The sequence below is a fragment of the Halomonas sp. genome, assembly GCF_041689495.1.
Taxonomy (GTDB): Bacteria; Pseudomonadota; Gammaproteobacteria; order Pseudomonadales; family Halomonadaceae; genus Halomonas.
The window spans coordinates 18535-27424 of the sequence record NZ_JBDNGD010000192.1; the positions used below are offsets into that span (position 1 = coordinate 18535).

At 64.6% G+C, this 8890-nt stretch carries 7 protein-coding genes and 1 pseudogene; 7 read left to right on the forward strand and 1 reads right to left on the reverse strand.

Translation table 11 applies throughout. From position 1 onward, the window contains the following. Positions 1-23: 23 nt before the first annotated feature. Entirely contained in the window at positions 24-977 is a 954-nt protein-coding gene (gene accA / locus ACESMD_RS06685) for an acetyl-CoA carboxylase carboxyl transferase subunit alpha (protein ID WP_372611516.1), read from the forward strand. Further along, on the forward strand, positions 961-2292 hold the full coding sequence (gene tilS / locus ACESMD_RS06690) for a tRNA lysidine(34) synthetase TilS (RefSeq protein WP_372611518.1): 1332 nt from the start codon (positions 961-963) through the stop codon (positions 2290-2292). The genes accA and tilS overlap by 17 nt, the downstream gene beginning before the upstream one ends. Here tilS and ppx read toward each other — a convergent pair. Next, positions 2253-3717, reverse strand: a pseudogene (gene ppx, locus ACESMD_RS06695) (exopolyphosphatase). The gene tilS and the pseudogene ppx sit on opposite strands and share 40 nt — an antisense overlap. Positions 3718-4234: 517 nt before the next feature. On the opposite strand from ppx, the gene rho reads away from it, so the two are divergent. The 5 genes from rho to ACESMD_RS06720 all read left to right on the forward strand — a co-directional run. Further along, positions 4235-5494, forward strand: a complete 1260-nt coding sequence (gene rho, locus ACESMD_RS06700) for a transcription termination factor Rho (RefSeq protein ID WP_372611520.1) — start codon at positions 4235-4237, stop codon at positions 5492-5494. 75 nt (positions 5495-5569) lie between these two features. Beyond that, positions 5570-7057 (forward strand): 4-hydroxy-3-polyprenylbenzoate decarboxylase, encoded by a 1488-nt coding sequence (gene ubiD, locus ACESMD_RS06705; RefSeq protein WP_372611522.1) that lies wholly within the window; start codon positions 5570-5572, stop codon positions 7055-7057. Positions 7058-7075: 18 nt separating this feature from the next. Beyond that, a complete protein-coding gene (locus tag ACESMD_RS06710) occupies positions 7076-7855 on the forward strand; it encodes an NAD(P)H-flavin reductase (RefSeq protein WP_372611524.1) in 780 nt (259 codons plus the stop codon). Further along, the gene (gene folM, locus ACESMD_RS06715; protein WP_372611526.1) at positions 7852-8562 is read left to right on the forward strand and encodes a dihydromonapterin reductase; all 711 of its coding nucleotides are present in this window, start codon (positions 7852-7854) and stop codon (positions 8560-8562) included. Before ACESMD_RS06710 ends, folM begins: the two co-directional genes overlap by 4 nt. Before the next feature lie 23 nt (positions 8563-8585). Next, positions 8586-8890, forward strand: a 305-nt coding sequence (locus ACESMD_RS06720) for a DUF3087 family protein (RefSeq protein ID WP_372611528.1), incomplete at its 3' end; no start/stop codon positions are given.

Sequence of the window (8890 nt, forward strand, 5' to 3'; positions counted from 1 at the left end):
CAGACGACAAGGCATCAGCCCTCATGAACCCCAACTATCTTGATTTCGAACAACCGATTGCCGAGCTTCAGGCCAAGATCGAGGAGCTTCGCCTGGTGGGGAATGACAGCCAGGTCAACCTCAGCGACGAGATCGGTCGCCTCGAGGAAAAGAGCCGCAAGCTCACCGAGTCGATCTTCAAGGATCTCACCCCCTGGCAGGTGTCCCAGTTGTCTCGCCATCCCCAGCGGCCCTATACCCTGGATTATCTGGCCAATGTCTTCACCGATTTCGATGAGCTTCACGGGGATCGCCATTTCGCCGACGACCCTGCCATCGTGGGTGGCGTTGCCCGTCTCGATGACAAGCCGGTGATGGTGATCGGCCACCAGAAGGGCCGTGACGTCAAGGAGAAGGTGAGGCGCAACTTCGGCATGCCGCGCCCCGAAGGCTACCGCAAGGCCTGCCGACTGATGGAGATGGCCGAGCGATTCTCCATGCCGGTGCTGACCTTCATCGATACGCCCGGCGCCTATCCGGGTATCGATGCGGAAGAACGCGGCCAGTCCGAGGCCATCGCCTTCAACCTGGCGGTGATGTCGCGGCTGAGAACACCGATTCTGGCCACCGTGGTGGGTGAGGGCGGCTCAGGGGGCGCCCTGGCCATTGGCGTCTGCGATGAACTGGCCATGCTGCAATACGCCACCTACGCCGTCATCTCGCCGGAAGGCTGTGCCTCCATTCTCTGGAAGAGTGCCGACAAGGCCCCGGAAGCGGCTCAGGCCATGGGCATCACCGCCGAGCGTCTTCAGGAACTGGGATTCGTCGATACCCTGATCGAGGAGCCTCTGGGGGGTGCCCACCGTCACCCGATGGCCACCGCCGAGCGAGTCAGGGAGTCGCTGCTGGCGAGCCTGGAGCGACTGGAGGCCATGGACACCGACCAGTTGCTCGAGCGTCGCTACGAACGACTGATGAGCTATGGCGCGCCAGTCTGAGACGACTGACCTGCACGCCCTGATCGACGACGCCCTGGCCCGGACCCCGCCGGGGCGTGTCGTCTGGGTGGCCATCTCCGGTGGGCTGGATTCCTGCCTGTTGCTCACCTTGGCAGCGGAGGCGTGTCGCCGTCATCCCCGGCCCCTGCATGCCCTGCACGTGAACCATGGTCTCCAGGACGCGGCGGAGATGTTCGAGGCGCACTGTCGACGCCTGTGCACCGAGCTCGGTGTGCCGCTCTTCGTGGACGTCGTCGAGGTCGACCTCAACGCGGGTCAGGGGCTCGAGGCGGCTGCACGCGAGGCTCGTTACGCTGCCTTCATCCGCCGAGTCGGCGAGGGCGAGACCCTGTGGCTGGCCCAGCATCGTGACGACCAGGCCGAGACTTTCCTGCTCGCCGCCCTGCGGGGCAGCGGGGTGCGCGGACTGGCCGGCATGCCGGCGCATCGGGACTGGCAGGAGCGGCGGCTACAACGACCGCTTCTCGCGGTATCGCGGGCCGAGCTCGAGCAGGAGGCGTTGCGTGTCGGTCTCGATTGGGTCGAGGACCCCTCCAATCGGGACCGGCGACTGGATCGCAACTTCCTTCGCCACGCGGTGCTGCCGCTGCTCGAGACGCGCTGGCCTGATTCCTGCAAGTCACTGGCCCGCAGCGCCACCCTGGCCGGAGAGGCCGATGACCTGCTGCAGGAACTGGCCGAGCAGGACCTTGCCCGCCTGGGAGGCGATGCGGGTCGGCTTACGGTAGAGGAGATCATGGCGCTCTCCGCACCGCGCCGGCGCCTGCTGATTCGCCATGCCTGTGATCGCCTCGGGCTGCAACGGCCGCCGGCCAGGCGGCTGGAAAGTCTCTTGGCGCAACTTTCGGCGCGTGGCGATGCCGGGGTCAGAATCGCCTGGGAGGGCGCCGAGGCACGGGTATGGAACCGGCAGCTCTGGCTGTTGGCCCCCGCGATGGCTCTTCCGGCCGATTGGCGAGCCGAATGGGACGGTGTCTCGCCCTTGGAGACGCCGCTGGGCTTGGCCAGGGTCGAGTTGCGTGGTCCCGGTGGTGGTCCGTGGCGACTGGAGGCCTCCCGGCGACGGGGTGGCGAGCGGTTTCACCTGACGGGTCGTGGTCGTCGTGATCTCAAGCGCTTGTTGCAGGAGGCGCGTGTGCCGCCCTGGCGGCGACGGCAACTGGTGGTGATCCGGCAGGAGGATGACCCGCTTGGTGTCCTCGACCCCCTGACCTCGCGTTGGGTGATCGTGGCCGAGGGGTGGGAGGGGTATGGTCAGTGGAGCACCAGGGTGAAACCGGCGGCTTCCTGGTAGGCGACCTCCTGCTCGAGATCGGCGATGAGCAGGGTCTGGTCCGCATTTCCGTCGAGATGCAGCCGCAGCGTCTCGCCGTCCGTTTCGAGAGGTGGTGCCTCGACGGCCTGCTCCGGTCGTGAATGATTGAGCAGCACCGCGAGTCTCAGCAATCGGGCAAGGCGTGCATGGGTGTGCCGCTCCGAGGCCGGCAGGGCCTGCCACTCCTTTAGCGGGAACTTGCGGCGGTGGGCGCGAACCAAGGAAGGCCAGCAAGCGTTGTTCCGGCCGTGAGAAGCCGGCCAGGTCAGAGTGTTCCAGCAAGTAGGCGCCATGACGGTGGAACTGGCTATGGGAAATGGCCAGTCCGATCTCGTGCAGCCGGCTTGCCCAGGCCAGGAATCTCGCCTGGTCGTCGTCCATATTCCAGGCGTCGCGTATCTGGTCAAGAAGCGCCAGGGCGGTGTCGGCGACGTTGTCGGCCTGGCGTCGGTCCACCCCGTAGCTGCGAGCCAAACCGTCGAGGGTCTTGAGCCGTGAATCCTCGGGACTGTTGCGCCCGGCCATGTCATAGAGCACGCCCTCGCGCAGCGCCCCATCTGCATAGCGCATGGTCTCCAGCCCTAAGGCCTCGAAGATGGCTGAGAGGATGGCGACGCCCGCGGGGAATACGTGTGCCCGGTCGGCCTTGAGGCCTTCCATGGCCACATTTTCCAGGCGCTTGCAGTGAATAAGTCGCTCTCGCAGCTTGCTCAGCCCTTCACGGGTGATCATGCCTTCCGAGGTAGCCCCTGTCGCCGCGATCACCGTGGCCGCGGCCTTGATGGTGCCGCTCGACCCCACGGGATCCTTCCAGCCCAGGCGAAGGTAGGAGCGCTGGATGTTGGCCAGTTCCGAGAGTGCTGTGAGTTCCGCGCGGCGCATGCGTTTCTCGTTGATCTCCCCATCGGAGAAGAAGCGCTGGCGGTAGGTGACGCAGCCCATGCGAAGGCTTTCCAGGGCAAGCGGTTCGAACTGCTCGCCGATGATCAACTCCGTGGAGCCACCGCCGATATCGACGATCAGGCGGCGGCCGTCCTCGGCCAGCGCATGGGCCGCCCCCAGGTAGATCAGGCGGGCCTCCTCCCGGCCGGCAATGATCTCGATGCGCTGGCCGAGAAGCGCTTCCGCGCGTTCGATGAAGGCCTGGCTGTTGGTGGCATCGCGCAGGGCGTTGGTGCCGACCACGCGAATCTGCCCGGGCGTGATGTCGTCGAGAAAGGGTGAGAAGCGGGCCAGGCAGTCCAGGGCACGCTGCATGGTCGCTTCATCTAGCCTTCCCTCTTCATCGAGACCGGCGGCCAGTTGGACCTTCTCGCCGAGTCGGGCCACGACCTGCAGGCGGTCGTCCTGATAATTGGCGACCAGCAGGTGGAAACTGTTCGACCCCAGGTCGATAGCCGCCAGGCGGCGTGGGGCGCGGTCTGCAGGAGTGTCCTGTGTATCTGGGGCAGGCCCGGGGAAGCGGTCATGGCATATCCTTTTGCGTTTCTGCTCAAAGGGTGCTGTCGCCCGGGGGAAGGTGTCAATCCTTGCGATGGCGGGGCTTGCGTTTGCCGCCAGCCTTGACTAGTATCGAGGCGTTCGCCTGTTTCGAATGCTTTTTTGATCGTGCGGCGGTTTCCCGTCCCGATCTGTTTCCAAGTCGTCAGTCAGCCCACTGCATCAGTTTGAGATCATGACACTCTCTGATGTTATCCTGATCAGGCGAAAATGATAGTGTTCCCTCTTGTTTCGATATCGTTGCGGTAATCCCCCTTGCGGTTACTTGCTCCCGATCCTCTACGGCATCAGGACTACCACGATACGACGAGCGGCTTCCTAACCGGGCTCTGAACGCACTCACGCGGCGTTATCGTCTCGCCTCCTATCCTTTCCATGGTGCCTCCCACCTGGCTTCCACGAGCGACTTCTGAATACACCGATGAATCTTACCGAACTCAAGCAAAAGCCCGTGCCGGATCTGCTGGAGATGGCCCGCGAGATGGGCATCGACAATCTGGCGCGTTCCCGCAAGCAGGACATCATCTTCGCCATCCTCAAGAAACATGCCAAGAGTGGCGAGGATATCTATGGCGATGGGGTGCTGGAAATCCTCCAGGATGGTTTCGGCTTCCTGCGCAGTGCCGATAGTTCCTACCTGGCTGGCCCCGATGATATCTATGTCTCCCCCTCGCAGATCCGGCGCTTCAACTTGCGCAAGGGTGACTCCATTTCCGGCAAGATTCGTCCACCGAAGGAGGGGGAACGTTATTTCGCGCTGCTCAAGGTCAGCCAGATCAACTTCGACAAGCCGGAAAATGCCAAGCACAAGATCCTCTTCGAGAACCTCACCCCGCTGTTCCCGGACGAGCGTATGCGCATGGAGATCGGCAATGGCTCCACCGAGGACCTGACGGCCCGGATCATCGATCTGGTGGCGCCCATCGGCAAGGGGCAGCGTGGCCTGCTGGTCTCGCCCCCCAAGGCCGGCAAGACATTGATGCTGCAGAACATCGCCACCTCCATCACCCGCAACGACCCGGACTGCCATCTGATCGTTCTGCTGATCGACGAGCGCCCGGAAGAGGTGACCGAGATGTCGCGCACCGTGCGTGGCGAGGTGGTGGCCTCGACCTTCGACGAGCCGCCGGCCCGCCACGTCCAGGTCGCCGAGATGGTGATCGAGAAGGCCAAGCGGCTGGTAGAGCACAAGCGGGATGTGGTTATCCTGCTCGACTCCATCACCCGCCTGGCCAGGGCCTACAACACCGTGGTGCCCAGTTCCGGCAAGGTGCTGACCGGTGGTGTCGACGCCCATGCCCTGGAGAAGCCCAAGCGCTTCTTCGGTGCGGCCCGCAACATCGAGGAGGGCGGCAGTCTGACCATCATCGCCACGGCCCTGGTCGATACCGGCTCAAAGATGGACGAGGTGATCTTCGAGGAGTTCAAGGGTACCGGTAACATGGAGGCCCATCTGGACCGCAAGCTGGCCGAGCGTCGTGTCTATCCGGCGATCAACATCCGCCGCTCCGGCACCCGCCGCGAGGATCTGCTGGCCTCCGAGGAAGAGATGCAGCGCATGTGGATCCTTCGCAAGCTGCTCAATCCCATGGAAGACACCGCCGCCACGGAATTCCTGATCGACCGCCTCAAGGATACCAAGACGAACATCGAGTTCTTCGAGGCCATGAAGCGTCGCTAGGCATGGTCAGTCGAAGAAGGAGAGGGGCGGCATGCTATGCTGCCCCTTTCGTCATTCTGGAACCGGGAAATCCGAATGAAGTACAAGGATCTACGCGAGTTCATCACCGTTCTGGAGGCCCAGGGCGAGCTCATCCGCGTGACCGCCGAGGTCGATCCGTACCTCGAGATCACCGAGATCTGCGACCGCACCCTGCGCGCCGGTGGCCCGGCGCTGCTGTTCGAGAACGTCAAGGGGCACAAGATGCCGCTGCTCGGCAACCTTTTCGGTACGCCGAAGCGGGTGGCCATGGGCATGGGCCAGGAGTCGGTCGCCGCCCTGCGCGAGGTGGGTGAGCTGCTGGCCTTTCTCAAGGAGCCCGAGCCACCCAAGGGCTTCCGCGACGCCTGGGACAAGCTGCCGATCTTCAAGCAGGTGATGAGCATGGGGCCGAAGACGGTACGCTCCGCCCCCGTCCAGGCGCTCGTCTATGAGGGCGACGAAGTCGATCTCGACCGTCTGCCGATCCAGCACTGCTGGCCCGGCGATGTCGCCCCCCTGGTAACCTGGCCGCTGGTGATCACCCGGGGGCCCCACAAGACCCGCCAGAACCTGGGGATCTACCGCCAGCAGAAGCTCGGCCGCAACCGCCTTATCATGCGCTGGCTCTCCCATCGCGGAGGCGCCCTGGACTTCCAGGAGTTCCAGCAGGAGCACCCCGGCGAGCCCTTCCCGGTGGCGGTGGCTCTGGGCGCCGACCCGGCGACCATCCTGGGCGCCGTGACTCCCGTCCCCGACAGCCTCTCCGAATATGCCTTCGCTGGCCTGCTGAGGGGCTCGCGCACCGAGCTGGTCAAGTGCGGCCATGCCGATCTGGAAGTGCCTGCATCGGCAGAAATCATTCTGGAAGGCTTTATCTACCCGGATGACACGGCCTCGGAAGGCCCCTACGGCGACCATACCGGCTACTACAACGAGGTCGAGACCTTCCCGGTGTTCACGGTGATGCGCATGACCATGCGCGAGAACGCCATCTACCACTCCACCTACACCGGCCGCCCGCCCGACGAGCCGGCGATTCTGGGTCTCGCCCTCAACGAGGTCTTCGTGCCGATCCTGCGCCGGCAATTTCCCGAGATCGTCGACTTTTACCTGCCGCCGGAGGGCTGTTCCTACCGCATGGCGGTGGTGACCATGAAGAAGCAGTACCCGGGCCATGCCAAGCGGGTGATGATGGGCGTGTGGAGCTTCCTGCGCCAGTTCATGTACACCAAGTTCGTGGTGGTGCTCGACGACGACGTCAGTGCCCGCGACTGGAAGGACGTGATCTGGGCCATCACCACCCGCATGGATCCCGCCCGGGATACCGTCATGGTGGAGAATACGCCCATCGACTATCTGGATTTCGCCTCTCCCGTGGCCGGGCTGGGTTCCAAGATGGGCCTGGATGCCACCCGCAAGTGGCCAGGCGAGACCGATCGCGAGTGGGGCACGCCCATCGTCATGGACGAGGCCGTCAAGGCTCGCGTCAGCGAGCGCTGGAAGGAGCTGGGCATCGAATTCCCCGACAACACGACGTTTTGACAACTGCATGAGGCTTTCATGACGCCAAGGACCCTGACCTGCCTGGTCACCGAGGTCGAGGACCTCACCCCGGATGTCTTCCGCGTCCAGCTGGAGGGCCGGCCCGAGGCCGTCGCCCATGACCCCGGCCAGTACCTGGAGCTGAAGCTGGCGGAGGACCTCTGGGTGCCGTTCTCCATCGCCAACGCCCATGCCGGCGATGGCACCATCGAGCTGCACATCCAGCACTGGCCGGAGCGTGACAATTCCGCACGGCTGCGCGAACTGCTCCAGGTGGCTGAGCGGTTGACCCTGCGCCTGCCCGGCGGCGACTGCGGGCTGGACCCGGACAGCACGCGTCCCCTGCTGCTGATCGCCGCCGGGACCGGCTTCTCGCAGATGAAGGCCATCGTCGAGGCGGTGTTGCATGAGGCCCCAGAGCGCGAGGTCGATCTCTGGTGGGCGGCCCGCGAGCGCCGCGACCTCTACCTGGAGCGCCTGCCCCGGGAATGGGCTGCCGAGCATGCCAATGTCCGCTTCCATGTCGTGACCGAGGTCACGCCCGAGGAGGCCGTGGAGGGCGAGCGGGTCAGTGGCCACCGTGGGCGCATCGACCAGGCGCTGGCCGAAGCGCTCGAGGATGTCTCGGGCCATGATGTCTACATTTCCGGGTCCCCGGGCATGGTCTACACCTGCGTCGATGTGCTGGCGTCGCTGGGCCTCGCGTCCTCGCGGGTCTTCTCGGATGTCTTTGCCTATGCACCGCGTGACCCCATCGTGCCCACCCTGGGCAGCCTGGTGAGAGAGGGGCGGCCATGAGCGCCTCGCCGATCCTGATCACCGGGGGTGCCCAGCGCCTGGGCCGCCACTGTGCCGAGCGCCTGCGTGACGACGACCAGCCGGTGATCATCAGCTATCGCCGCGAGCGCCCCGAACTGGACGCGCTGCGTAAGCGGGGCATCGTCACCCTGTCGGCCGACTTCTCGACGGAGGCGGGCATCCTCGATTTCATCAGCCGACTGAAGGCAGAGACGCCGTCGTTGCGGGCCATCGTGCACAACGCCAGCGACTGGGCGCCGGATTCCCATGGCGATGAGGCCGGCGCCAACTTCGAGCGGCTCTTCCGGGTGCACATGCTGGCGCCCTACCTGATCAACCTGCATTGTCGTGCGCTGCTCGAGGCGTGCAGTGAACCCCAGCGGGATATCGTGCACATGACGGATTATGTGGTTCGCAAGGGGTCCAAGAAGCATGCGGCCTATGCGGCCACCAAGGCGGGGCTGGATAACCTAACCCTCTCCTTTGCGGCCATGTATGCCCCGGCGATTCAGGTCAACGCCATTGCTCCGGCACTGATCATGCTGGGTGAAGGCGACGACGAGGCCTACGCCGAGAAGGCTAAGGCCAAGTCCGTCATGGAGATGGTTCCGGGTCCCGGTGTGATCTACCAGAGCCTTCGCTACCTGCTCGATAACCGATTCGTGACCGGGGTGACCCTGCCGGTGGATGGTGGGCGACATCTCTAGCCCGTTTTCCCCCGGAGGGCCTGATGGCCACCAGTCTGGTCTTCGCCGTGCTGAGAGAGCGACCCTGGATGGCCGAGATGCGCTATGTCTGGCAACTCAAGCATCACCTGTCCCGGGTCAGCGCCTACCTGACTGCCCTGCGCCGCGGGATGGTAGAGGACAATGACCCCGCCCTGGACCTGCTGGCGTTCTACCACCAGGGCATGGCGCAACTCGCCGAGCTCAACGGCCGTACCCTGGATGATGACTCGGAACTGCTTGCCGAGCGACAGACCCTGAAGATCGCCCGCCGCAAGCGGGGCCTGCCCGAGCGTGTCGAGGGTTTCGA

Coding starts and splice junctions, on each gene's coding strand:
- accA (WP_372611516.1), top strand. CDS start 24: ATGAACCCCAACTATCTTGATTTCGAACAACCGATTGCCGAGCTTCAG.
- tilS (WP_372611518.1), top strand. CDS start 961: ATGGCGCGCCAGTCTGAGACGACTGACCTGCACGCCCTGATCGACGAC.
- rho (WP_372611520.1), top strand. CDS start 4,235: ATGAATCTTACCGAACTCAAGCAAAAGCCCGTGCCGGATCTGCTGGAG.
- ubiD (WP_372611522.1), top strand. CDS start 5,570: ATGAAGTACAAGGATCTACGCGAGTTCATCACCGTTCTGGAGGCCCAG.
- ACESMD_RS06710 (WP_372611524.1), top strand. CDS start 7,076: ATGACGCCAAGGACCCTGACCTGCCTGGTCACCGAGGTCGAGGACCTC.
- folM (WP_372611526.1), top strand. CDS start 7,852: ATGAGCGCCTCGCCGATCCTGATCACCGGGGGTGCCCAGCGCCTGGGC.